We start from the raw sequence: 20,165 nt of genomic DNA on the forward strand, positions 1-20,165 counted from the left end.
GATGCAGGAGGAGTCGGTTCCCCAGTCTCACATGTGTTGACCGATTACACCGGCTTCCCCTTCTAGAGGGGTTGTGCTAAACTAGCAGGGTTGCCTGGCTCGGCCCGGCAGGATTTTCTTCTGGCCATCTGGCCAGCCTTCGGAGGAACCAGATGAAACGCACTTGGCAACCCAACAAGCGCAAGCGGGCCAAAACCCATGGTTTTCGTGTCCGCATGAAGACCGCCGGTGGCCGCAAGGTGCTGGCCCGCCGCCGCGCTAAAGGCCGTGTGAAGCTAAGCGTCAGTAGCGAACCGCAGCTCCGCCGCTAAGGCTTTGCGCCCCGGGTTGGCTCCCCTCGGTAGGGGAGTTTTTTTACCACCCTCGTATGCCCTTCTCCAGCCTCAAAGGTGAAAAGGCCTTCCAGCGTATTCGGGGAGGCCGCCAAGGGCGTGGCAAATACCTTTCCCTGCGCTGGCTGCCCTTGCGCCCCCAGGTGGTGAACCCAGTACGGGTAGGCATTGTGGTTTCGGCGAAGGTTTCTAAAAAAGCCACCGTGCGCAACAAAATCCGTCGTCGCCTGAGGGAAATCCTGCGGCAGATGCATCTGCCCCCCTGTGAGATGGTGATTGTGGTACACCCCCAGGCCGTCGAGGCTTCCTACTGGGAGCTGTTGCGGGACCTGGGCCATGCTCTAAAAAAGAGCGGGCTGGTACAATAGCACAGGTTGCCCTAACCCGGGCCTCTGGAGCGTTGGTTGAACATGTTAAAGGGTTTTTTGATGGGAAGCGTGCGCTTCTACCGGCGCTTTATCTCGCCGCTCAAGCCGCCTACCTGTCGCTTTTACCCCACCTGTAGCGCCTATGCTCTGGAAGCCCTCGAGCGCCACGGGGCTTTTTGGGGCCTGTATCTGAGCCTAAAGCGCATCCTCAAGTGCCACCCGCTGCACCCAGGCGGGCTGGATTTTGTCCCTAAGGAAAGACCCAAAGTCCGCTGGAATCCACTGGACTTGAAATAAAAGGAGCCTCTGAATGAAACGTTGGTTTTGGATAAGTTTGGTTTGGTTTGCCCTGGCCCCTGCCTTCGCCCTCACCCCGGAGTGGCGCGAGGTAGACGTCAACAAAGACGGCAAGACGGAAAAAGTGGCCGTCACCAACCTGGCCGACATCGCTTTCAACGCGCAGGGGCAGATTGTGGGTTGGTACGTCAAGATGGCCCGGGCTACCGATTTCAAAGGCAACTACGACCGCGCCCCCAACCTGGTTCGCGCGGGCCAGACCCTGCCTGGTACCCTCGAGGGCTTCCAGCCCACCCGCTCCGAGTTCGCGCGCCGCGACCCCACCAACCCCGATGCCGACTTTATCGCCCGCTTTAGCGACGGCGAGACCACCCTCACCTACACCGTGCACCCCCGCTTCCTGACCATAGACGTAGACATCCAAAGCCCCACGCCACGCAAGCTGGTCTGGACGGGCATCGGCGGCACCGATAACCCTATCACCAAGTGGCTGGGCCAGGGCAACAGCCAGCCCCTCAACGCGGGCCAGGGGCCGGCGGTGTACGTGGGCTGGCAGACCCAGAAAAATGCGGGCTGGGCTATCTTCCTGCGCCCAGAGACCCCCACCCCCATCAGCCTGACCCTGCTCAATGGGGCGGGCATTGCCGAGGTGGCCGTACCCGCGGGCAGCCTCAACCTTAGGGTCTATGGTGGGGCCAACGAGCTGGTGCGCTTGCATGTGGAAGGCTTCTACCAGTTGCCTGGGGTGTTCCAGCCCAACATCTGGGGGCAGATTTCGCTGGGCCTGCTGTGGGCCTTGGAGGAGGCCCACCGCCTGGTGGGGGGCAGTTGGGTTCTGGCCATCCTGCTGATCACCCTCCTGATTCGCCTTTTGATGTGGCCCCTGATGCACCAGCAGTTCAAGAGCATGGCTGAGATGCAGAAAATCCAGCCTTTGATTAAGAAGATTCAGGAAAAGTACAAAGATAACAAAGAGAAGCAGCAAGAGGAGATGATGAAGCTCTACCAGGAGCACAAAATCAACCCCCTGGGTGGCTGCCTCCCCTTGCTCTTGCAGATGCCCATCCTGTTTTTGATGTACAAAATCATGGTGGGTTACGAGTTTGGCCAGGGCTTTTTGTGGATTAGGGACCTGGCCCTGCCTGACCCTTTGTATATCCTGCCTATTCTCTACATCGTGGTGCTGCTGGCCTCCACCTGGCTCTCGGCGGCGGGCAACAAGGACGCCTTGCGCCAGGGTATCTTAATCAACCTGGTCTTCGCCTTCATTCTGTTTAGTTTTCCCGCAGGGGTTACCCTTTATTGGTTGCTGCAGACGGTGATCAGCGTGGGGCAGCAGTGGTTCATCAACAAGCAGCTAGGCCTGCCTTTGAAGCCAGCCCAGAGCTAAGGGGGGTTCCCTGAAGGTCGCCCGGGTTGGGGTAGGGGTGCCCTTCCTCGCAAAAGGAGAACGGGGCGTAGGGTATAAGCTATAAGAAGATTTTTATGGACGACCGGAAGAAAGGACTTGACGACCTCTTATCCGACCTGGGGATCGGCGAGGACGAAACCGCCCCCGAGGTCGTACTCAAGGAGGGAGAAGCGGCCCCCATTGTGACCCCCGCCACTCAGGAGCAAGACCCCAAAAGCGCCCTCGAGCACTTCATGGTGGGGCTTCTACTGCGCCTCGACCCGGCCTACTCGGTGGAGATTGTGCAGCAGGAGAACGTGTTCCGGGTGGAGATTCTGGGGGGGGATGCCGGCCGGGTAATTGGGCGCGAGGGCAAAACCCTGCAAAGCCTCGAGTTCATCGCCAATGTGGCCATGGCCAAGCAGTTTGGCTCGGCCTGGCGGGTGGTGCTGGACGCGGGGGGCTACCGCCGGCGCAACGAGGAGCGTCTCCGGCGGATGGCGGCGGAGGCGGTGCAAAGGGTGGAGGCCAGCGGCCAGCCGGTGGAGCTGCCTCCCATGCGCCCTAGCGAGCGGCGCCTGATCCACGTGATGCTAAAGCAGCACCCCAGGGTCACCACCACCTCGGTGGGGGAGGGGGAGGCGCGGCACGTGGTGGTGTTGCCCCGCCAAGCCAATGAGGCCGAGGCCTAGCTACCTCGAGCTTCTGCGGGCGCTACAGGAGCGGCTACAGGCCGTTGGGAAGCCCGGCATAGAGGCCCGCTGGATTCTAGGCCATGCGGCGGGGCTAGAAGGAGCCCAGCTTGCCGCCCGGCTGACCCAGGGGGTGCCGCTGGATGTGGAGGAGGCAGCCTGGGCCATGCTTAAGCTGCGCCTGGAGGGCTACCCTTTACAGCTTCTCTTGGGCCAGGCTGAGTTCTTCGGCCTTAGGTTGGAGGTGCAGCGGGGGGTGTTGATTCCCCGACCCGAGACCGAAGGGCTGGTCGAGCGGGCCCTGGGCTACCTGTCCCCCCAGGCCGAGGCACGGGTGTTGGACGTGGGCACCGGTAGTGGGGCCATTGCCCTGGCCCTCAAGGCCCGACGCCCGTTGGCCCAGGTCTGGGCCAGCGAGATCAGCCCCAAAGCCCTCGAGCTAGCCCGGCGCAACGCCCAGCGGCTGGGCCTCGAGGTCACCTTCCTCCTCGCGGCCTATACCGCCGGCTTGGAGGGGCTCGACCTCGTTGTCTCCAACCCGCCCTACCTGCCCGAGGGCTACCGGGCGGTGGCCCCTCCCGAGCTGGCCTACGAAGACCCCCAGGCCCTCTATGCCGGCCCGGAGGGCCTGGACGTGGCCCGCCCGCTGTTGGAGGAGGCCTGGCGGGCCCTGCGGCCAGGAGGCTGGCTGTTGCTGGAGCTAGCCCCGGAAAACGTCCACACCCTAGCCAAAGAGGCGCTTTTGCGGGACTGGCAGGGGGTGCGGGTCTTCCCTGATCTGACCCAGAGGCCTCGCTACCTAGCCGCGCAAAAGCCTCTTGAAGCCCCGGAAGACCCCACCTGGCTTTTGCTGCGGGAGGAGGGATAGACAAACGGGCCCCCGGCCCTTGCGGTATGGTAGAAGCCAGTATGTTCCGCTCTCGCCGCACCCCCACGGGGGGAGGGGTATTTTTGGAGATGGACGCGGCCAAGGCCGAGGCCCGGGCCCAGGGCCTGGAGGTGATCGACCTCTCCATTGGGGCCTCCGACCTGCCCCCGCCCCCCGAGGCCCTGGAGGCTTTGCGGCAGGCCCTCGACGACCCAGCCACCTATGGTTACTGCCTTAAGTCGGGGACGCTGCCTTTTTTGGAGGCTGCCACCGACTGGTACTTTCGCCGCTACGGGGTGGCCCTCGACCCCCGGCGCGAGGCCCTTAGCCTGATTGGTTCGCAGGAGGGGCTGGCCCACCTGCTGATGGCCGTAGCCGACCCCGGCGATGGGCTGCTGATGTGCGATGTGGCCTACCCCTCCTATTTTGGGGCGGCCCGGGTGGCGGGCCTCGAGGCCTACTTAATGCCCCTGGGCGAAGGGCTGCTGCCCGACCTACAAGCTGTGCCGGAGGCGGTGGCCCGGCGGGCCAAGGTTCTCTTGCTCAACTACCCCAACAACCCCACCGCAGCCCTGGCCTCCTGGGACTTCTTCGCCGAGGCCCTGCGCTTTTGCCAGCGCTACGACCTGCTCCTCATCCACGACAACCCCTACCTGGATCAGGCCCTGGAGCCCACCCCCTCCCCGCTGGCCCTGCCGGGGGGACGCGAGCGGGTGGTGGAGCTTTTTAGCCTCTCCAAAAGCTACCACCTGGCCGGTTTTCGCCTGGGCTGGGCCCTGGGTAGCGCCCAGGCCATCGCCAGCCTGGAGGCCCTGAAGGCCCCTATCGACTTCAACCAGTACCTGGGCATCCAGCGCATGGGTATAGCCGCCTTGCAAGTCCCTGCTGAACGGCTGCGGGCCGATGCCCAGACCTGGGCCCGTCGCCGCCAGGCCATGGCCCAGGCCCTGGCCCAGCAGGGCTGGCCGGTTGCGCTGCCGGCGGCAGGCATGTACCTGTGGGCCCGGCTGCCCTCGAGCCTCCCCTTCGACGACCTGGCCTTTGCCAAGGCCCTGGTGGCCCAGACCGGGGTGGCCCTCTCGCCGGGGCGGGCCTTTGGGCCGGGTGGGGTGGGCTACGTGCGCTTTGCCTTGGTGCAGCCTGAGGAGGTGCTGCGCCAGAGCGCCCTCAAGATCGGGCAGTTTTTGCGCCAGGCCGGGGCCTAGCCGGGCGGCAGGCCCATTAGCGCTAGAGCGGCCTCCTCCGGGCTGAGTTCGCCTTTGGCCACCCGGGCGATGAGCGCCTGGCCTTCGCGGGTCTTGCGGCGGCCCCACTCCTGGATTACGCTCTCCACTTCGAAGCGGGCCCGCTCGAGGCGGTCGGCCTCGAGCAGGCTGTGGGCCTGCAGGTGCTGGTAGTGCCTTTCTATGGCCTCGAATACCTGGGGCACCCCTTCGCCTTTGGGGGCTACCGCGGTCAGCACCGGCGGCTTCCAGCCGGCAGCGCGCGGAGGGGCCAGCTCGAGGGTGGTTTTGAGCTCCTGCACGATGCGCTCCCCACCGGGCAGGTCGAACTTGTTGACCACAAAAACATCGGCGATCTCCATCACCCCGGCCTTAAAGGCCTGCACCGCGTCGCCGGCGGCAGGGGTTAGCACCAGCACGGTGGTATCGGCCACCCGGGCGATGTCTACCTCGCTCTGCCCCACGCCCACCGTCTCCACAAAGATGCGGTCGAAGCCGAAGGCCTCCAGCAGGGCCAAGGTGGCCACGGTAGCCCCGGCCAGCCCGCCCAAAGCCCCCCGGCTGGCCAGGGAGCGGATGTAGACCTTTTTGTCCTGGTGGTGGCGCATCATGCGGATGCGGTCGCCCAGGATGGCCCCGCCGGTGAAAGGGCTGCTAGGGTCTACCGCCAGCACCGCGACTTGCTCGTCCCGCTGGCGGGCCTCTTCAATCAGCCGGTCGGTCAGGGTGCTCTTGCCCGCCCCGGGGCTACCGGTCAGGCCCACCACCTTGGCCTGCCCCCGCCCACGGAGCTGGCGTAGCAGGGCCTGGCCTTCGGGGTACCCCGACTCCACCAGGGTGATGGCCCGGGCCAGCGCCCGCATGTCCTGGGCTAGAAAACGCTCGTAGAGGTTCATTGCGCTAGCCCTCTACCCTCAGCAGCCTTCATAGCAGCGCGATGCAGGCTACTTCTACCTTCACGTCGCGCGGCAGCCGGGCCACCTGTACGGTGGCTCTGGCTGGGAAAGGCTCGCGCACATACTCGGCGTAGACCTTATTAAACGCGGGAAAATCGTTCATGTCGGCCAGGTAGCAGGTGGTTTGTACCACCTTGGCATAAGAGCTGCCGGCAGCCTCGAGGACCGCCCCTAGGTTTTTCATCACCTGATGGGTCTGGGCTTCAATGTCTCCGGCCACCAGTTCGCCAGTGGGGGTGAGGGGAATCTGGCCCGAGCAGAACACCATCCCGCCGGCCACGATGGCTTGGCTGTAGGGACCGATGGCCTGGGGTGCTTGGTCGGTTTGAACGGCTTTCTGGCTCATGGCAACAGCTTATACCAAAGCCTGCGGGGGGGAGGCTGTGGATAACTCTGTGGATAACCCCAGGTTTTCTGTGGATAACTTTGTGGGTATCTTTGGGTTTCTCGGGAAATAACAAGGGGTTTTTCAGATTAGGACGGGACTTTGCTACCCATAGGTTTTGTGAAACGATGGCCGGTTTATGCGTTTTGTATTAGAGCGCCTTGACCCAGAAGACCATGGGTTTGGAGGTGGACGCTGCCTCGCCCAGATCGGGCCAGCTAAACTGGCAGACCAGATCAGGACGCTTGGAAAAACCGCGGCGCTGCCAGAAGGTATCCAGGGGTACGTAGTGGGCGGGCTTGAGGGGGTGCTGGGGTGGGCGTTCTACCGCGCAGAAGGTGGCCCAGCGGTAGCCAAGAAGGCGGGCCCGGGCCTCGCGGTGATGGAAGAAGGCCACCCCCAGGCCCCGCCCCCGGTAGGCTGGCTCGAGCACCGACTCCCCGAAGTAGTACCACTCCGCCGGATTCAGCCCGGCCTGGACAAAGGGGGCCTGGAACTCGGCCTCGGCCTGGGCCAGCGGCAAGGCGGTGGAGGCCCCCACTACCCGTTCCCCGTCGCGCACCAGCACCAGGGTGCTCTCGGGCAGGGCTAGAAACTTAGCCAGGTACTGCGCCTCGTACTCGGCGCTGCCCTGGTACAGGTAGGGCCACTCGCGGAAGACCTCCATGCGCAGCCGGGCTAGCTCGGGAATAAAGGGGGCGATTTCCTGGCCGGTGAGAACCTCTACCCGTAGCGCCATGTCTTCAAGCATACAAGAGCGGGCCGCGGTGGTTTTGCCCTAGAATCAGAGCCATGATCCTCGAGGCCGACCCACCTGCCCACGCCTTACTCATAGACAGCCGCTTACCAGCCGAGTACGCCCAGGGCCATCTGGAGGGAGCGCTCAACCTGGACCTCTCCGGTTTCCGGGGGCGCTTGCGCACCGAGGAGGAACTGCGGCAGCTCGAGCAAGCCTTGGCCGACCTAAATGGGCGTATCGGGGCTAGCCCGGAGCGGCCGGTGGTGGTTTACGATGCCGGTTTCAACACCCGTCTGAGTAAGACCGCCTTTATGCTGGCCTTGGGGGGCCTCGAGGTCTACCTCTGGCCCCAGGGCTGGGAGAACCGAGCCACCAGCCAGACCCCGGTTCAACCCCAGGCCACCCCACCCTGGGCCCGGCTGAACCGCGAGATTCTGCTCACCGCCGACGAGATTCTGACCAGCCCGCCAGAGGTACTGCTGGATGTGCGCGAGCCCCACGAGTTTGCCACGGCCCGCATCCCTGGAGCCCGCAACCTTCCCCTGGGGGCTTTTGCCCTGGACAACGCCGCGGCCCTGGGCCTAAGGCCGGGCCAGGTAGTGGGGCTACACTGCCGCAGTGGGGCCCGCAGCGCCAGCGCTTTTTGGCTCTTGCGCCAGCAGGGCTTGCGGGTCAAGAACTACCTGGGCAGCATGCTCGAGTGGGAAGCCGAAGGCGACTTGCCCATAGAACGCGGCCCCTGACCCCAGGGCATTTGCGGGCAATGTCGCCATTGGGTGATAGGCGGCCTTGGCCAGCCATTTTCCGTAGCCGTTCCCCAACGGGCTGTTCGTCCCTGGTGCGTTTTGGCTTTTCTTTCAGCCACGTGCGGAACCAAGGCCGTGGAGCAGTTCCCCAGAGAGGTTGCTTGAGATGGGCGAGCAAAGGCCATCTTCATGCGTGAAACAAGCCTCGCCCCTAGCCAACAGAGGGGGAACCAAAGGCCGCTAGCGAAAAACCTTTAGGGCTACCTCAACCAGCTCGGGGTCGAACTGGCGGCCCTTTTGTCGCTTGAGTTCAGCGGCGGCCTCGAGCGGGGTAAGAGGAGGTTGGTAGGCCCGGCCCCGGGTCATCACATCGTAACAATCGGCAATGGCCACAATGCGGGCCTCGAGGGGAATGGCTTCTCCCTTGAGCCCCTGAGGATAGCCGCTACCATCCCAGTGCTCGTGGTGGCTATAGGCAATGCTGGCTGCTAGTTTGAGCAAAGAGCTGCGGTTGGGCGCGAGCAGCTCGTGCCCAATCTCGGTATGATGCCGCATTTGTAGCCGTTCTGCTTCGGTTAGAGGGCCGCACTTTTCTAGGAGTTCCTCGGCTAACCCTACTTTGCCTAGGTCGTGTAGCAAGCTGGCCCGCCGCAACTCCTCCACCCGCTCGCTGGGCCAACCCAGTGCCGTGGCGATCTGAGCGGCATACTCGGCCACACGGAAAACATGCTCGTTGTTGGGGTCGTGCCGGTACTCGGTCAGCGTGGCTAGGATGTTCAGCAGCTCGAGCTGAACTTCCTCCAGCCGCTCGATCTGCTCGGCGGTACGGCTTTGGGCCTGCTGAGTAAGCTGCTGCATCAGGGCGCGTTCATGGCGGGCCCGCTCCAAGGCGAACTGGGCTGTGAGCATCTGGCCTTGTTGTTGTTTCTCCTGTTCCAAAACCTGCTCGCGCACCCGGAAAAAGGCTTCGTGGTGCTCGAGGGCTTGCTCGAATTGGCCTTTATAGCGGTAGGCTCGAGCTATAAGTTGGTGGGCCTCGTACACTGCTTTGAGATAGCCCTGTTGCTGGGCCTGCTCGAGGGCTTTCGACAGAGCGGTCAAGGCTTCCTCAGCCCAGTTGGCTGCTAGGTAGTCCCGTCCCAGATTGAGCAGGGCTTCCACGACCCCCTCCCGATCCTCGAGGGCCTGGGCCATTTGCAGAACCTGCTGATGATAGAGGATGGCCTTTTCAAAGGCTCCCTGTGTGCGGAACACCTGCCCTAGGCCATCTAGGTTATCAATCTCGAAGTGTTTGTTGCCTAGATCGCGGGCTAGAGCCAGCGCTGCTTCAAAGTATTCTTTTGCCCGTTCCCAGCTCTCTTGCAGCAGGAGCACATTGGCCAGGTTGTTGAGGGCCACACACTCTACCCGGGGGTTATGGGCCGAGCGGCCCCACTCCAACGCTTTTGCGAAGCAGTCATAGGCCAGCTCGAGGTTATTCATCTGTTGGTGCAAAGCCCCAATGCTGAGCAGGTAGGTGGCCTCGTTCTGGGCGTTATCAGGAATTGTTCGGATGAGTGAGTAGGCCTGTAGTAGATTTTCCAAGGCAGCCGCATAGTTGCCCATGCGAGTAAAAATCTGCCCGATGTTGTTGAGGAACTTGGCCTCCTGGTGGGTCTGGCCCAACACCCGTGCTAACTGCACCGCCTGGTTCAGTGCGGTAAGGGCCTCCACATAGTTGCCCTGGGTGTAGTAGACCCCCGCCAGGGCGTTTAGAGCAGCGGTGGTTAGGTCGCTATGGCCGATAGCCTGGGCCTGCTCCACAGCTTTGGTCAGGTGAGTGGTGGCTAGCGGCGTCTCGCCTAGGTCGTTGTAACACCGGCCCATTATCAGGTGCCACTCCGCCGACAGACGTGGGCCCAGACGGGCTTGCTCGAGGGAAGTCAGGCAGGTCAAGGCCTGGCGGGAGTTGCCGTTTTGGTAGTGGGCCCGGCCCAGCAGTAGGCAGGCCCGCTGCCAGGCCGCCTCGAGGCCAAGCTGTTGGGCCATGTGCAGGGCTTGCTGAGCCAGCTTCACTGACTCGGCTGTCTTTTGCTCCACCGAGCGTTCGGCCTGGGCCAGCAGTTCTTCTAGACGGGCTCGGGTGGGCAGAGGTTGGGTACGGCGAAAAGGGGGGTTCAGCATGGCCAAAGCGCTGCCCTAGCGGTTAACCACGTTGTTTAGGAAAGATTCCAGGTCGATTAGCCCCTTGCCCACCTGATCTTTGAAGGATCGGTTGGTGTCGTTGTTGTAGATTACACCGTTGCTGCTTTGGTAGAGGGCATCGGCCAGCATATGGGCAGGTACCGAAAGGGGCTCACCCAAGGCTAGGGCTAGGGCACCCGAGGCCATGGGTGCGGCCATCGAGGTGCCGCTCCAGGCGGCTATCCGGCCATCGGGTGCGGGGCCATAGATATTCTCCCCTAAAGCAGCTAGTTCTACGCTGGGGCCGTAGCTGGCGAAGCGGGATTTTTCCAGGTCGACCCGCACGCTGGTTACGCTCAGGCGCTGGTAGCCGCCTCTGTCCTCGAGGTGGGCCAAGGAGGCCGGGTAGCTTACATGGTTGTTGCCCCGGTTGCCTACCGAGGCAACGATCAATATGCCTTGGGCTGCCGCAGCTTGCAGGGTGGTTTCCACCGCAGGCGAGATATCGTCGCTGCCTAGGCTTAGGTTGATAATCTGGGCTCCATGCCGCATGGCCCAGTCAATGGCCGCGGCCAAGGCCAGTACATCTCCCCGCCCATCTGGGCCCAGCACCCGCAGGGGCATAATCCGGGCGGCTGGAGCGACCTGCAAAATAATGCCGGCCACGTTGGTTCCATGGCCAAAGCCCCCTTCTCCCAAAACCCCTTCCTCTTGAGGCAGGGGATCGTTGTCTACGAAATCCCACCACTCGTTGGGGGGAACCAGCGAGGTGCGGATCATGGGGTGGTTCAGGTCTATCCCTGTATCGATCACCGCTACCTTAACTCCACGCCCCATACGGGTAGCGATGGCGTGGGCTTTGTCTAAGCCGATCTGCCGCCAAGGAGGGGTATTTTGCGGGAAAAGACGGTAGGTTCCTTCCGCCCACAAGCTGGATTGCCCTTCCGCCCACAAGCTGGATTGCCCTTCCGCCCACAGGCTAGACTGGCCGTTCATCCAGGCTATCTGACCACTGGCTAGAAAAATCCGCCGGTTGGGCTCGCCGCTTTGATTGGAGGCATCTACCTGTAAAAGGGCGAAGCCAGCCTGGGGGTTCCAGACCACCATCCTGCCGCCGTAGCGATGCTCGAGGGTCTGTGGGCTGTCGCCAGGGGCAATCTCTACTCGCAGAGCCCGGCTGCCTACAGCTTCTCTCTCAATCCCCAACGACGCGCTGCCGCATCCGGCCAGCAGCGCAATGCCTATACAACCCATGGCCGCCTGGGCAAACTTGAGCCAGTCCATGCTCGCCTCCCTTGGGGTCAGTATGGGAAGATGGTTTGTGTCAGCCTTAGGCCAAGATTAAAAGACTCTAATCCGTACTTTTGAAGCCTTGCGCTGCATCGGATAACTCCGCTCTGTCACAATGGAACCCTATGGAAATTTATATGGGCACCGGCGGCTACACCAACGAGGACTGGGTGGGCCTCTTGTACCCGCCCGAGGCCAAAAGAGAGGCTTGGCTCTCCCTCTATGCCCAGCGCTTCAATGCGGTCGAGCTGAACTCTTCTTTCTACAACATTCCCGGCCAGAAGGCTTTTGCCGGGATGCTGCGGCGCAGCGGGGGGCGGGTGCACTGGGCGGTGAAAATTCACCAGCGCATGACCCACACCCGCGACGCCAGTGACGAGGATTACCGACGGCTATTCGACTCGGTGGCCCCGCTGCGGGAGGCAGGGGTGTTAGGGCCTTTTCTGGCCCAGTTTCCCCAGAGCTTCCACCGCACCCCGGAGAACCGCCGCTATCTGGCCGCCTTAGCCCAGCGCTTTGCCGACCAGACCCTGGCCCCAGGGGGCCTGGCGGTGGAGTTTCGCCACGCCTCCTGGGACAACGAGGAAGTGCGCCGGGCCTTCCGCCAGGCCGGCCTGGTCTGGGTCAGCCCCGATTATCCGCCCCTTCCTGGTCTGCCTAAAAACCAGCTCCACATTACCGGAAAGACCGCCTACATAAGGCTCTCCGGGCGCAACAAGGAGAAGTGGTACGAGGGCAAGGATCAGTCTGAGCGGCACGACTACCGCTACAGCCCGGAGGAGCTGGCCTTCTGGGTGCGTTCGCTCCAGGCGGCCCTCGAGCAGGAGGACATCACCCAGGTTTGGTTCATCTTTAACAACACCACCAAAGGGCACGCCCTGGCGAACCTGGAGATGCTGGAGCGGCTTTTGCAAGAAGCGGGGCTTTCACCTGGTAACTAGGCAAAACCCCCTGGAAGAGCTTCTGATGAGAATGCAAAAACCACAAACCAGGCCCCGATCCTGGTTTTAGACCAGAAACCCCAGTGCATGTCATGAGCGCCTATACGGAAGAAGCCACTATAGCCTATAAGAAAGGAGCGAAAGGAGTTATTTACACCAAAGGGGTGGTGAAGCGCCTTGACAACACGGTTTCCCTCTGTTTCAACGTGTTCGAGGGCCACTACGAAGGTCCTACCGAGGTTGAGGAAGTATTTCCGTGGGAAGTCTCTTACAAAACCATTTCCGGTAATCGTTACCAGGTTACCTGCCACCGCCAGTTCAAGGCAGAAGGCACGCTGGTGGAGGCTACCTGGAACGGCCTCTTGGTCATAGAAGACGGTTATTTGCCAGCGGAGTGTGCGCTAATCTTTTCCCAGGAGGCGTTTTCGTGGGAGAATCCGACCAAGGACGGCCAGGCCCTCTACAGCGAGACGTTGCGGCTCAAGACGCGCTGGTCTTAGTGGAAGACCTCAGGAAATCCTTCCCTCCCCGCGAGGTACTGCGAGGCTTGAATTTGCGGCTGAAGCCAGGTGAGGTACTGGGTCTTCTAGGATTGAATGGGGCGGGTAAGACCACCTTGATAAAGCTTTTGGCTGGCCTTCTTACTCCAGATGGAGGAAGCATCCGTCTGCTGGGCCAGCCTACGAGTAGGGCCCTGATCCGAAAAGCGGTAGCCTTGATGAAGGAAGGCCAGCCCAGCCTTTACGAGTTCATGACCCCTCGGCAAAACTTGCGCTACTTTGGTCACTTACTGGGTATTTCCAACCTGAAAGAGCGAGTAGAGGAGGCCCTCGAGCTCACTGGGCTTCAAGTGCAAGCCGATAAGCCTGTTCTGCAGCTTTCTTTTGGCACCAAACGGCGTGTGGGTCTGGCCCTAGCATACCTAAAGGAAGCACCTGTGCTCTTGATGGATGAGGCCAGTGCGGGTTTGGATGTGAGGAGCGTGGCCGAGATGCGAAACACCATACGCCGTTACGCGAGCCTTGGTCGTGCAGTTTTGCTTACCGGGCACGAGATGGGGTTTCTGGAGGCGGTTTGCGACTGTATTGCTGTGCTTCATGCGGGGCGAATTGTGGTTGAGGGGAGACTGGCTGAGTTGGTGCAGCGATTAGGTTTGCAGCCTTACCTCGAGGTCTGGTGCGAAGACCAGCCAGCGGTGGGGGAGGTTTTGAGCGTGGAGGCCGGCCTGTTCAGAACCAAGGTCAGTCTTGGTCAAGCGGGCCACCTGAACTGGGGCTCTGTGCGCCACCTACGGCTGCAGCAGTCGCCCTTGGAACGACTTTTGCAAGAGGATGTACATGTGGAGGGCTGAGTGGGTTCGATACTGGGCTGAATTGCGCTTCTATCGCCAGCTCCTGTTTGGCAACCTGCTCAACCAGCTCCTGGTCATGGGGGGGGATTTACTGGATTGTTTCGCTTTTGAGTGAGCGTTCTTTAGCTGGGCTTATCGGGCTATTTTTCTGGCAGTACGCCAGTATCCCACTTTCCCGCATTTCCGCCGATATCTGGGAGGAATCCACCAGCGGGGCCTTCGAGCAGACCTACTTGCATGCCACCACTCCCGTCTTGCTCATTCTTGTTCGGCTGACCTATTATTTGCTCCAGCAAACTTTGGTATCGGTTCCGGCCTTCCTGGCCCTTATTGTCGCCTTCGGCTTCCCTATGTACCTGCTTTGGGGGCTTAACTGGGGCTTGCTATTCTTCTGTTTACTCCTGACCCTGTTGGGGTTGGCCGGCTTGGGTCTGGCCATGGGAGGTATTCTGCTAATCTTTCGCAACGCCATCAGCTACACCAGCGCTTTAGAGTACCTTTTGCTCTTTGTAAGTGGGGCGGTGGTTCCCCTGTCTCAGCTTCCCCATTTTCTCCAATCGGTGGCCGTATGGCTGCCCCTCACCCTTGGCATCCAGGCCATGCGCCAGATTGAGGCGGGTGAGGACGCCACCCTGCTCTTGTTCTGGCTTGGATTGCAATCGCTCGGCCTTCTTCTAATCGGATTTCTGGTTTTTCAAGGCTGCCTTCAGCGCGCGCTTCGTCGAGGGTTTGCCATGAGCCGGTAGTCCTTACCCCCTAGCCAGCCGCGGGCGGGCGAGCAGCAAAAGCAATACCAGCCCCACCAGCAGGGCCGAAAACAGGTAGGGGTAGGCCGGGGACAGGCTATAAAGCGAGGTGCCCACCACCGGCCCCAGCATCCGACCCAGGGCCTGCGCTGCGCTGGACAGGCCGGCCACCGCGCCCTGCTCGTCGTCCGAGACCGCCAGTGATAAAGCCGCGGTAAGGCCTGGGGAGGCCAGGCTGCCCAGGCCCAGGAGCACCAGCGAGGCGGTCAGGGCCAAAAAGCTGTGGGCCAGGGCCAACCCCAGGTAGCCCAAAAACAGCAGGGGCAGCCCCAGGCCCAAAAGCACCCGAGGCGGCCAGCGCACGCTGCGCACCCAGACCCCCTGCACCAAGACCCCCACCACCCCGAAGACCACCAGGGCCAGCCCCACCGCCTGGGCGGTCTGGGCCGGGCTGAGCTCGAGGCGATCCTGGTAAAGGAAGGCCACGGTCTGCTCCATGGCCACGGAGGCCAGGTTGACCGCCAGCCCCACCCCCAGCAGGGGCAGGATGCGGGGGTCGTTCCAGGCCAGCCGAGGTGGGGCCTCCGAACGGCCCGCCCGGCGCGACTCCGGCAGCACCCAGGCCACAAACAAACCGTTCAGCACTGCCAGGCTAGCCGAGAAGAGCACCGGGGCGAGCAGGCCAAAATGGGCCAGCCCCGCCCCGATGGCTGGGCCGAAGATGATGCCCAGGCCAAAGGCCGCTCCCAGAAGGGCAAAGCTCTGGGTGCGTGCTTCGCGAGGGGTGATGTCGGCCAGGTAGGCCTGGGCGGTGGGGAGGGTGGCCGAGGAAAAAGCCCCCCCTAGAAGCCGGCTTGCCAGCAATAGCGCGAACAACCCCACCCCCGAAAGCACCCCCTGGTAGCCCAGCCAGGCTACAAGAGCAAAGAGGTAAAAGCTCGAGGCAAACCCTCCAATGCCCAGCAGCAGAATGGGCTTTCGCCCTTTGGTCTCGCTTTGCCTGCCCCAGTAGGCTGAAAGGAGAAACTGCATCAGGGCGTAGCCGGTGGAAAATAGCCCTACCTGTACCTCGCTCAGGCCCAGCTCGCGCGAGAGTGGGCCCAGAATGGGAAACAGAACCGACAACCCTAAGATGCTGTTGAACAGGGTTAGAAAGAGGAGGGCCAGCGGGCTCATCGCCCTAAGTTTATTGCCACTCGGGAAGAAGCGATATGCTACGAGGGATGGAAGTTTATACTCTGAGCGTAGGCCCCCTGCAGGAAAACACCTACCTTCTACTAGGGCCGGCGGGACGGGGGGTCGTCGTGGACCCCGGTGATGAGGCAGAGCGCATCCTGGCCGAGGCCCGGCGGGTGGGCCTGAAGCCTGAGGCCATTCTGCTAACCCATGCCCATTTCGACCACGTAGGGGCGGTGGCTTCCCTGGTGGAGGCCTTGGGTTTGCCGGTTTATTTGCATCCAGCAGAGCTGCCCCTCTACCGAAGCGCGGCCCAGAGTGCGGCCCGCTGGGGGCTTTCCATTCCAAACCCTCCCGAGCCGGTGGTGTTTTTGACTGAGGGGCAGCGGTTAGACTTTGGCCTGGGGCTGGAGGTACTGTTCCTGCCCGGCCATGCCCCGGGGCACGTGGGCTTCTACTGCCCGGGGCACCTGTTCAGTGGGGATGTGCTGTTCCGTGGAGGGATTGGCCGCTACGACCTGCCGGGAAGCGACCCCAAGGCCCTGTGGGCTTCCCTGCAAAAGCTGGTTCAGCTTCCGCCGCAGACGATGGTCTACCCCGGTCACGGGCCCATCACCACTTTAGCCCAGGAAAAGGCCGACAACCCCTACCTAGTGGGGGTGATGGACGGATACCCTTTTACCTGAAGCCTTCGGCTATGGAGGGCCAGGCCTAGGGAAGGGTGTTAGACTGTGGGTGTGAGTGACCCGCTGGCCGATCTAAACCGCCTACAGGAACGAGACCTCGAGCTTGACCAGATTCGCGCCGATCAGTCTTGCATTCCCGAGGAACTGAGCCAGGCCCGCGTGCGCTTCAAGGAGCTGGAAAATCGACTTGGTGACCTGCAGGACGAGCTGCGGGAGGTGCGCCTGGCCTACCACAAGGCTGATCTAGAACTGCAGGACCTGAAGGGTAAGTATACCAAGGCCAAACAGGCCCAGGCCCAGGCCAGCAGTGCCAAAGAGCAGACCCAGTACGCCGAGCAGATGCGCCAGCTCGAGGATCGCATCGAGGAAATCGAGGGCAACGACAAGAAAAACATCGTAGGGGAGATTTTTCCCCTAATGGAGAGAATAGACAGGTTGGAAAAAGAGATCGAAGCGGTGCAGGCCAGCCTGGAGGAGGCCCGGGTTCGCCTGGCCGAGCTAGAGGCGGCTAACCAGCAGCGGGTAGACGACCTCGAGGCTGTCTACCAAGCCAAGAAGGCCGATCGCGATCAGATGGCCGCCACCATTCCTGCCGCCATCGTGCGGGAGTACGAGTCCATCCGCCGGGCCCGCAAGGGCACCGGCCTGGCCCGGATGGCCAGGACTAACCAGGGCTACCGCTGTACCGCTTGCAACGTGCAGCTTCCCATGCACGTAGCCCAGCAGGTTCACCAGGCCCAGAAGGTGGTGCGTTGCCCTTCCTGCGGGCGCATCCTCTGGAAGGGGGAGTAGAGACTCGGTGCCATACACCCCGATTCTGGCCACCCTGGGCTATGTGCTCTCGCCCGACGGTCAGGAGGTCTTGCTGATCCACCGCAACGCCCGGCCCGATGACCCGGCTTTTGGCAAGTACAACGGGCTGGGGGGGAAGCTCGAGCCCGGCGAAGACGTGGCCACGGGGATGCGGCGGGAGATTCGCGAGGAAGCTGGCCTCGAGGCCCTGGAGCTTATCCTGCGGGGAACCCTTTCCTGGCCCGGTTTTGGCCCTGGGGGTGAGGACTGGTTTGCCTTCATCTTCCTGATTCCAGCCTGGTCGGGCACCCCTCTTTTGACCAACTCCGAGGGCCATTTGGAATGGGTGCCCCTCTCTAAGCTTTTGCGCCTGGAACTGCCCTTGTGGCCGGGGGATCGCTACTTTCTGCCGCTGGTTTTCGACGCAGATCCGCGCCCTTTTCACGGGGTGATGCCCTACGCCAACGGGCAGCCGGTTTCCTGGTCGTTTAGCCGTTGAAATTAACACCATCTCATCTCAGCAGTCTGGGGTTGTGCTACCCTGGCGTTACGTAAGCCCAACGATTTACGGTTATGTATCACAAGCCAGGGGGATTGATAGGGTATGATTACGCTTCGCCGTTTGGGCCAGTATCGCTTCTACGTTAACTCGGGCTATACCCTCGAGCCGCCTTACATCTGCGTGGGGCACCAGGGCCACTTTGCCAAGTTCACCTTGCAGCCGTTGGCCTTGCAGGTCAACAATGGTTTTTCCCGGGCCGAGCTGGGGCGCATCCAGCAGGCCATCCTGGAGGTGCGGGATCAGCTCCTGCGGCACTGGGCCCAGGCTAAGGGAACCGATGGGGAAAAAACCAGCCGGGAGCTGCTGTTGCACCAGGAATAGCCCCGCTAGCCGCCTATACAGGTCTTCCCGCCATCATGAAGCTGGCGGTCATGCCTCCATCTACCGGCAGGATGGCCCCAGTGATGAAGCTAGCCTTCTCGGAGGCCAGAAAGACCACCGCCTGCGCCACTTCCTCAGGCTTCCCCAGGCGGCGTAGGGCGTGCAGGTCTTCCCAGTCCTGGCGGGTGAGTTCGGGGTCTTCGGTCATCTGGATAGCCTCGAGAACCGCCTCGGTGGCAATGGCGCCGGGGGCTACGGCGTTGACCCGGATGTGAAGGGGGGCTAGATCAAGGGCCATCGAACGGGTCAGGTTGACCAGCCCGCCCTTAGAGGCGTTGTAGGCAGCGTTGTTTTGCTCGGCGAAAAGACCCTGCACGCTGGCGACGTTCACGATGGCCCCACCCCCTGCCTTGGCCATCTCCCGTGCGGCCAGGGCCGAGAGGTGCATAGGGGCGGTCAGGTTGACCTCCAGCACCTGCTGCCACTCCGCTAAACCCACCTTCAGCACCGAGCCTGGCGCGGCGATGGCCGCGTTGTTGACCAGCACATGTACCGCGCCCCACTGCTTTAGGGCCTGTTCTACCAGTCGCTCGCGATGGGCCGCTTGGGCGATATCGGCGTAAACGAACAGCCCACCTAGCCGCTTGGCCACCTCGAGGCCCTCGGGGCGCACATCGCACAGCACCAGCAAGGCCCCTTCCTGGGCGAAGGCCTCGGCGATGGCCCGGCCAATGCCCCGCGCGGCACCGGTAACCAGTACCACCTTGCCCTGGAACATGTACAAAGTTTATCGAAGCAGTGGGTACTGGTGAACCCTAAGGCCCTTGCGCCCCCTGCAGGCTAAGCTCAAGTCCCAGCCGCACCGCCTGGCCCTGGACCCAAAGCCTCCCCTCAACCCCAAGCTCCAGGGGAGGACTTTCCTCCAGGCGGTAAAGCACCCGCACCCCAAGCCCTCCCAAAGGCGGCGCCACCGTCCCCACCGGCCAGAACAGCCCTCCAGAAAAGACCAGGCTCACCCAGTCGTTGGCTACAAACCCAAGGCCTCCTTCCAGCCCCACCTGGACCCCAGCACCACCCAGGAGTTCCACCCGGCCTCCCACCTCCAGAACCACCGGGTCCCGCAGGAGACCTAAACCCAGCCCCAGGCCCACCCCCCAGGGGTAGGTGAGGCTGAAGGAGAGCCTGGGGTCCAGGGGAGATTCCGGGTCTAGTCGGTAGCCCAGACGGAAGCTTCCATTTCCATTGGCCTGGCTCTCCCCCAAGCGTAGGAGGCCATCGCCGTAGTTTCGCTCCTCCACCCGCCATACTAGTCCCAGCCTGAGGTCCAGCCTCGCAGACCAGGCTCGATCCAGAGCGTAGTTCAGCCCCATCCCCAGATCTACCCCATGCTCCACCCAGACCCGGGCGAAAGGGCCTAGCTCATCCACTCCAAGCCCCGTCCCCCCGTGGGGGTATAGGCCAGGCTTAGGCTCCAGCGCACCTGGCCCGGGGGCTCCTCGGGGCGTCTCAAGGGGTCAATCTGGGCCTGGGCCAGGCCCAAGGCCAGGAACAGGAGGACCCAAAACCTCACGGCCACCTCCTAAGCCCCTCAAGCCGCTCCAGTCTTCCCCCCGCCCAGGCCAACACCGCCCCCTGCCGGGCCCGCACCCGGGGGATGAGTTCTGGCGAAGGGATGGGCACCAGAACCGCCCCGCCGAACCCCTTGCGGGGGATGAGCCCCTGGAGGGGCAGGAGCCGCCGGCCCCAGCTTGGGTCATCTAGGACCACCTGATCCCCCACCACCCCCACCCCCACCACGTAGTGGGGCTCGGGCCGGGTGGTGTGGAGGATGAGGGGGAGGCCGCCCCGGGCGAAATAGTCCCTAAGCCCCCCTAGGCCCACCCGGAAGCCCCGGGCCGGAAGGCCCAAAGCCTCCATGGCCCGGAGGAGGGCCAGGGCGGTGAGGCCTTTAGGGCGGGCTTCCTCCTCCCCTACGCCCATGGCCCGAAGGGCGAGCGCCAAGACCTCCTTTTCCCCCACCTCTCCCTGGCTGTAAGAAACTGTTTAGGATTTACGCAGTTGGCTGAAGGATGTGGAGGGGATGGGCGAGATAACTTCGTATTGCCTCGCGAACAATGGACGCCTTGGCCTCGTACCAGCTC

26 protein-coding genes are annotated in these 20,165 nt (G+C 62.6%); 16 read left to right on the forward strand and 10 right to left on the reverse strand.

What is annotated here, in order from left to right:
* Positions 1-152 precede the first annotated feature (152 nt).
* The 7 genes from rpmH to G552_RS0110005 all read left to right on the forward strand — a co-directional run bounded on the left by rpmH (position 153) and on the right by G552_RS0110005 (position 5,152).
* Positions 153-311: a 50S ribosomal protein L34 gene (gene rpmH, locus G552_RS0109975; RefSeq protein ID WP_027882909.1), complete on the forward strand. Its 159-nt coding sequence runs from the start codon at positions 153-155 to the stop codon at positions 309-311.
* A gap of 56 nt (positions 312-367) precedes the next feature.
* Positions 368-700 (forward strand): ribonuclease P protein component, encoded by a 333-nt coding sequence (rnpA, locus tag G552_RS0109980; protein WP_027882910.1) that lies wholly within the window; start codon positions 368-370, stop codon positions 698-700.
* A 42-nt stretch (positions 701-742) separates the two neighbouring features.
* The gene (gene yidD / locus G552_RS15200; protein WP_036270625.1) at positions 743-997 is read left to right on the forward strand and encodes a membrane protein insertion efficiency factor YidD; all 255 of its coding nucleotides are present in this window, start codon (positions 743-745) and stop codon (positions 995-997) included.
* A gap of 13 nt (positions 998-1,010) precedes the next feature.
* The gene (locus tag G552_RS0109990) at positions 1,011-2,387 is read left to right on the forward strand and encodes a YidC/Oxa1 family membrane protein insertase (protein ID WP_027882911.1); all 1,377 of its coding nucleotides are present in this window, start codon (positions 1,011-1,013) and stop codon (positions 2,385-2,387) included.
* A 95-nt stretch (positions 2,388-2,482) separates the two neighbouring features.
* Complete coding sequence (locus tag G552_RS0109995) at positions 2,483-3,079, forward strand: Jag family protein (RefSeq protein ID WP_027882912.1); 597 nt, start codon at positions 2,483-2,485, stop codon at positions 3,077-3,079.
* Positions 3,063-3,947: a peptide chain release factor N(5)-glutamine methyltransferase gene (gene prmC, locus G552_RS0110000; protein WP_027882913.1), complete on the forward strand. Its 885-nt coding sequence runs from the start codon at positions 3,063-3,065 to the stop codon at positions 3,945-3,947. Before G552_RS0109995 ends, prmC begins: the two co-directional genes overlap by 17 nt.
* 41 nt (positions 3,948-3,988) lie before the next feature.
* On the forward strand, positions 3,989-5,152 hold the full coding sequence (locus G552_RS0110005) for an aminotransferase class I/II-fold pyridoxal phosphate-dependent enzyme (RefSeq protein WP_027882914.1): 1,164 nt from the start codon (positions 3,989-3,991) through the stop codon (positions 5,150-5,152).
* On the opposite strand, the gene meaB is transcribed toward G552_RS0110005, so the two are convergent.
* The 3 genes from meaB to G552_RS0110020 all read right to left on the reverse strand — a co-directional run bounded on the left by meaB (position 5,149) and on the right by G552_RS0110020 (position 7,250).
* Complete coding sequence (meaB, locus tag G552_RS0110010) at positions 5,149-6,066, reverse strand: methylmalonyl Co-A mutase-associated GTPase MeaB (RefSeq protein WP_027882915.1); 918 nt, start codon at positions 6,064-6,066, stop codon at positions 5,149-5,151. The genes G552_RS0110005 and meaB overlap by 4 nt on opposite strands.
* 28 nt (positions 6,067-6,094) lie before the next feature.
* Complete coding sequence (locus tag G552_RS0110015; protein WP_027882916.1) at positions 6,095-6,472, reverse strand: RidA family protein; 378 nt, start codon at positions 6,470-6,472, stop codon at positions 6,095-6,097.
* A 190-nt stretch (positions 6,473-6,662) separates the two neighbouring features.
* Positions 6,663-7,250 (reverse strand): GNAT family N-acetyltransferase, encoded by a 588-nt coding sequence (locus G552_RS0110020; protein ID WP_036270627.1) that lies wholly within the window; start codon positions 7,248-7,250, stop codon positions 6,663-6,665.
* A 53-nt stretch (positions 7,251-7,303) separates the two neighbouring features.
* On the opposite strand from G552_RS0110020, the gene G552_RS0110025 reads away from it, so the two are divergent.
* The gene (locus G552_RS0110025; protein WP_027882918.1) at positions 7,304-7,993 is read left to right on the forward strand and encodes a sulfurtransferase; all 690 of its coding nucleotides are present in this window, start codon (positions 7,304-7,306) and stop codon (positions 7,991-7,993) included.
* Positions 7,994-8,236: 243 nt separating this feature from the next.
* On the opposite strand, the gene G552_RS15860 is transcribed toward G552_RS0110025, so the two are convergent.
* Positions 8,237-10,159, reverse strand: coding sequence for a tetratricopeptide repeat protein (locus G552_RS15860; RefSeq protein ID WP_051195776.1), 1,923 nt, complete (start codon positions 10,157-10,159; stop codon positions 8,237-8,239).
* Positions 10,160-10,174: 15 nt separating this feature from the next.
* Positions 10,175-11,443 carry a S8 family peptidase gene (locus tag G552_RS15210; RefSeq protein ID WP_036270628.1) on the reverse strand — a complete coding sequence of 423 codons (1,269 nt, stop codon included), beginning with the start codon at positions 11,441-11,443 and terminating at the stop codon, positions 10,175-10,177.
* Positions 11,444-11,574: 131 nt separating this feature from the next.
* Between G552_RS15210 and G552_RS0110040 the strand changes: the two genes are divergently transcribed.
* From G552_RS0110040 to G552_RS0110060, 4 genes are all read left to right on the forward strand, one after another.
* Positions 11,575-12,390: a DUF72 domain-containing protein gene (locus tag G552_RS0110040; RefSeq protein WP_027882919.1), complete on the forward strand. Its 816-nt coding sequence runs from the start codon at positions 11,575-11,577 to the stop codon at positions 12,388-12,390.
* 92 nt (positions 12,391-12,482) lie between these two features.
* A complete protein-coding gene (locus G552_RS16520; RefSeq protein ID WP_027882920.1) occupies positions 12,483-12,890 on the forward strand; it encodes a hypothetical protein in 408 nt (135 codons plus the stop codon).
* Positions 12,890-13,741: an ABC transporter ATP-binding protein gene (locus G552_RS15215; RefSeq protein ID WP_051195777.1), complete on the forward strand. Its 852-nt coding sequence runs from the start codon at positions 12,890-12,892 to the stop codon at positions 13,739-13,741. Before G552_RS16520 ends, G552_RS15215 begins: the two co-directional genes overlap by 1 nt.
* Before the next feature lie 107 nt (positions 13,742-13,848).
* Positions 13,849-14,487: an ABC transporter permease gene (locus tag G552_RS0110060; protein WP_027882921.1), complete on the forward strand. Its 639-nt coding sequence runs from the start codon at positions 13,849-13,851 to the stop codon at positions 14,485-14,487.
* A 3-nt stretch (positions 14,488-14,490) separates the two neighbouring features.
* On the opposite strand, the gene G552_RS0110065 is transcribed toward G552_RS0110060, so the two are convergent.
* Positions 14,491-15,663, reverse strand: a complete 1,173-nt coding sequence (locus G552_RS0110065) for an MFS transporter (protein ID WP_027882922.1) — start codon at positions 15,661-15,663, stop codon at positions 14,491-14,493.
* A 47-nt stretch (positions 15,664-15,710) separates the two neighbouring features.
* Here G552_RS0110065 and G552_RS0110070 point away from each other — a divergent pair, with 47 nt between their 5' ends.
* The 4 genes from G552_RS0110070 to G552_RS0110085 all read left to right on the forward strand — a co-directional run bounded on the left by G552_RS0110070 (position 15,711) and on the right by G552_RS0110085 (position 18,024).
* The gene (locus G552_RS0110070) at positions 15,711-16,349 is read left to right on the forward strand and encodes an MBL fold metallo-hydrolase (protein WP_027882923.1); all 639 of its coding nucleotides are present in this window, start codon (positions 15,711-15,713) and stop codon (positions 16,347-16,349) included.
* Positions 16,350-16,400: 51 nt separating this feature from the next.
* Positions 16,401-17,141: a zinc ribbon domain-containing protein gene (locus tag G552_RS0110075; protein WP_027882924.1), complete on the forward strand. Its 741-nt coding sequence runs from the start codon at positions 16,401-16,403 to the stop codon at positions 17,139-17,141.
* A gap of 7 nt (positions 17,142-17,148) precedes the next feature.
* Entirely contained in the window at positions 17,149-17,640 is a 492-nt protein-coding gene (locus tag G552_RS0110080; RefSeq protein ID WP_027882925.1) for an NUDIX hydrolase, read from the forward strand.
* A gap of 105 nt (positions 17,641-17,745) precedes the next feature.
* The gene (locus tag G552_RS0110085; RefSeq protein WP_027882926.1) at positions 17,746-18,024 is read left to right on the forward strand and encodes a DUF4160 domain-containing protein; all 279 of its coding nucleotides are present in this window, start codon (positions 17,746-17,748) and stop codon (positions 18,022-18,024) included.
* A 13-nt stretch (positions 18,025-18,037) separates the two neighbouring features.
* On the opposite strand, the gene G552_RS0110090 is transcribed toward G552_RS0110085, so the two are convergent.
* From G552_RS0110090 to G552_RS15220, 4 genes are read right to left on the reverse strand one after another with little or no spacing between them, the layout of a single operon-like run.
* The gene (locus tag G552_RS0110090) at positions 18,038-18,808 is read right to left on the reverse strand and encodes an SDR family NAD(P)-dependent oxidoreductase (protein WP_027882927.1); all 771 of its coding nucleotides are present in this window, start codon (positions 18,806-18,808) and stop codon (positions 18,038-18,040) included.
* Between the two features lie 31 nt (positions 18,809-18,839).
* Positions 18,840-19,451, reverse strand: a complete 612-nt coding sequence (locus G552_RS0110095) for a hypothetical protein (protein ID WP_027882928.1) — start codon at positions 19,449-19,451, stop codon at positions 18,840-18,842.
* A complete protein-coding gene (locus tag G552_RS16315) occupies positions 19,439-19,594 on the reverse strand; it encodes a hypothetical protein (RefSeq protein ID WP_156890723.1) in 156 nt (51 codons plus the stop codon). Before G552_RS16315 ends, G552_RS0110095 begins: the two co-directional genes overlap by 13 nt.
* Positions 19,591-20,025 carry a cysteine peptidase family C39 domain-containing protein gene (locus tag G552_RS15220; RefSeq protein ID WP_156890724.1) on the reverse strand — a complete coding sequence of 145 codons (435 nt, stop codon included), beginning with the start codon at positions 20,023-20,025 and terminating at the stop codon, positions 19,591-19,593. The genes G552_RS16315 and G552_RS15220 overlap by 4 nt, the downstream gene beginning before the upstream one ends.
* Between the last annotated feature and the right edge of the window lie 140 nt (positions 20,026-20,165).

Origin of the sequence: Meiothermus rufus DSM 22234, assembly GCF_000423425.1 — a bacterium.
Lineage (GTDB): Bacteria > Deinococcota > Deinococci > Deinococcales > Thermaceae > Meiothermus > Meiothermus rufus.

What these genes read in the sequence shown, in the direction of transcription:
- rpmH (WP_027882909.1), top strand. Translation starts at nt 153, where the DNA reads ATGAAACGCACTTGGCAACCCAACAAGCGCAAGCGGGCCAAAACCCAT.
- rnpA (WP_027882910.1), top strand. Translation starts at nt 368, where the DNA reads ATGCCCTTCTCCAGCCTCAAAGGTGAAAAGGCCTTCCAGCGTATTCGG.
- yidD (WP_036270625.1), top strand. Translation starts at nt 743, where the DNA reads ATGTTAAAGGGTTTTTTGATGGGAAGCGTGCGCTTCTACCGGCGCTTT.
- G552_RS0109990 (WP_027882911.1), top strand. Translation starts at nt 1,011, where the DNA reads ATGAAACGTTGGTTTTGGATAAGTTTGGTTTGGTTTGCCCTGGCCCCT.
- G552_RS0109995 (WP_027882912.1), top strand. Translation starts at nt 2,483, where the DNA reads ATGGACGACCGGAAGAAAGGACTTGACGACCTCTTATCCGACCTGGGG.
- prmC (WP_027882913.1), top strand. Translation starts at nt 3,063, where the DNA reads ATGAGGCCGAGGCCTAGCTACCTCGAGCTTCTGCGGGCGCTACAGGAG.
- G552_RS0110005 (WP_027882914.1), top strand. Translation starts at nt 3,989, where the DNA reads ATGTTCCGCTCTCGCCGCACCCCCACGGGGGGAGGGGTATTTTTGGAG.
- meaB (WP_027882915.1), bottom strand. Translation starts at nt 6,066, where the DNA reads ATGAACCTCTACGAGCGTTTTCTAGCCCAGGACATGCGGGCGCTGGCC.
- G552_RS0110015 (WP_027882916.1), bottom strand. Translation starts at nt 6,472, where the DNA reads ATGAGCCAGAAAGCCGTTCAAACCGACCAAGCACCCCAGGCCATCGGT.
- G552_RS0110020 (WP_036270627.1), bottom strand. Translation starts at nt 7,250, where the DNA reads ATGGCGCTACGGGTAGAGGTTCTCACCGGCCAGGAAATCGCCCCCTTT.
- G552_RS0110025 (WP_027882918.1), top strand. Translation starts at nt 7,304, where the DNA reads ATGATCCTCGAGGCCGACCCACCTGCCCACGCCTTACTCATAGACAGC.
- G552_RS15860 (WP_051195776.1), bottom strand. Translation starts at nt 10,159, where the DNA reads ATGCTGAACCCCCCTTTTCGCCGTACCCAACCTCTGCCCACCCGAGCC.
- G552_RS15210 (WP_036270628.1), bottom strand. Translation starts at nt 11,443, where the DNA reads ATGGACTGGCTCAAGTTTGCCCAGGCGGCCATGGGTTGTATAGGCATT.
- G552_RS0110040 (WP_027882919.1), top strand. Translation starts at nt 11,575, where the DNA reads ATGGAAATTTATATGGGCACCGGCGGCTACACCAACGAGGACTGGGTG.
- G552_RS16520 (WP_027882920.1), top strand. Translation starts at nt 12,483, where the DNA reads ATGAGCGCCTATACGGAAGAAGCCACTATAGCCTATAAGAAAGGAGCG.
- G552_RS0110065 (WP_027882922.1), bottom strand. Translation starts at nt 15,663, where the DNA reads ATGAGCCCGCTGGCCCTCCTCTTTCTAACCCTGTTCAACAGCATCTTA.
- G552_RS0110070 (WP_027882923.1), top strand. Translation starts at nt 15,711, where the DNA reads ATGGAAGTTTATACTCTGAGCGTAGGCCCCCTGCAGGAAAACACCTAC.
- G552_RS0110085 (WP_027882926.1), top strand. Translation starts at nt 17,746, where the DNA reads ATGATTACGCTTCGCCGTTTGGGCCAGTATCGCTTCTACGTTAACTCG.